Consider the following 1,372-nt stretch of genomic DNA (forward strand, 5'->3'; position numbering starts at 1 on the left):
AGCACCTAGCACCTAGCATTTTTGCTTATCTAATACCTGTTGACGATATTGCAATAGGCTAAATACGCCAAACATAAACACCTGCAGGTAATCCACTTTCTTTAACGGCAGCAGCTGATTGAACAGGGTGTGGAATATAATGGTTTGCAAGCAGTGCATAAACACTGTCACTGCGAGCAAGATATTTAAAATGACCGCTATATTGCCTTCAAATGGTGCGACTAGATTATAAAACATCATCAACCACGCAAAAGCGGTCGCGAACTTACCTGTTAGTAGTACCCATTTCATTCTCGGTCATCCTCTGCAGCATTTTCCTCAAGTGGACAGTACTGATATAAGCGGTAGATCACTTGCCCAGCTGATTTCTCTTTTAGCAATGTCCAAGTTACAGGCACCTCAAGTAGTGCTAGTTCAGATTCGGTTTCTACATAAATCAGTGCATCAGGCTGCAGCCACTGTTGTTGCTCGAGCAGTTGGATGCTTTTCTCGGTGAGTGACTTTCTAAAAGGTGGATCAACAAATACAATGTCAAAGCCTTTGTCTGGAGAGCTTGCTAGCAGCTTAAGGCTGTCTCCCTTTATCACGTCTGCATCGTTACATTTTAATGTGGCTAGGTTTTCAACCAGTTGCTTGGCAGCTTGAGGTTGCAGTTCAAATACTCTGGCATAAGCAGCATAACGTGACAAAGACTCTAAACTTAATGCACCACTGCCACCAAAACAATCCAATACTCGAGCACCACGAATATCATTCGCTATCCAATTGAATAGCGTTTCACGAACACGGTCAGTTGTTGGACGTAGACCTTCCAGATCATGGATAGGCAATTTGCGCGATCGCCACTGACCAGAGATGATCCTAACTTGGCCGCTTGAGGGTCTTTTTTTGACCATGGTGTCCTCGTGATTTTGCCTTGTGGCAGAAAGTGGTAGACTATAGCGTCTGATTTAAGGTCGTTATTTTATATCAAAGCACAGCTAAAAGGTAAAAAGCCGTCGCTTAGTCGCGCAGTGGTTATACTTTTGTTGTTTTAATCAGCGTAATCTCGGTCTGTTTTTGATATAACGTCCTCCACCCTAACGCATTTATGTACAGTTATTTGAGCATCGGTAATACACATGGCAAAGAAAGGTTTTTTTTCCTGGTTCCGCAAAGATAAATCTAAAGAGCAACCACAAGCAGTAGAAGCAGATAAGAATGTTTTAACTGAGGCCGAAACTGAGCAGGTTGATACAGCGCAAGTTGAAGCTGAACGTGTTGCAAGCGAACAGGCAGAAGCCGAAAGAGTCGCCAATGAACAAGCCGCGCAAGTAGAGGTTGAGCGCATTGCTGCGGAGCAAGCTGAAGCTGCCAGAATTGCCGCTGAACA

At 44.0% G+C, this 1,372-nt stretch carries 2 protein-coding genes and 1 pseudogene; 1 reads left to right on the plus strand and 2 read right to left on the minus strand.

Annotation, left to right across the window (positions count from 1 at the left end; translation table 11 throughout):
* Positions 1 to 12: 12 nt before the first annotated feature.
* Together AB4135_RS21595 and rsmD are read right to left on the minus strand one after the other, a co-directional pair.
* Positions 13 to 291 carry a DUF1145 domain-containing protein gene (locus tag AB4135_RS21595; RefSeq protein ID WP_371995484.1) on the minus strand — a complete coding sequence of 93 codons (279 nt, stop codon included), beginning with the start codon at positions 289 to 291 and terminating at the stop codon, positions 13 to 15.
* A complete protein-coding gene (gene rsmD, locus AB4135_RS21600) occupies positions 288 to 896 on the minus strand; it encodes a 16S rRNA (guanine(966)-N(2))-methyltransferase RsmD (RefSeq protein WP_371995485.1) in 609 nt (202 codons plus the stop codon). Before rsmD ends, AB4135_RS21595 begins: the two co-directional genes overlap by 4 nt.
* Positions 897 to 1,121: 225 nt before the next feature.
* On the opposite strand from rsmD, the pseudogene AB4135_RS21605 reads away from it, so the two are divergent.
* Positions 1,122 to 1,372 (plus strand): annotated as a pseudogene (locus AB4135_RS21605) (signal recognition particle-docking protein FtsY); the annotation flags it as partial.

Source organism: Shewanella sp. 10N.286.54.B9, from assembly GCF_041468565.1.
Taxonomy (GTDB): Bacteria; Pseudomonadota; Gammaproteobacteria; order Enterobacterales; family Shewanellaceae; genus Shewanella.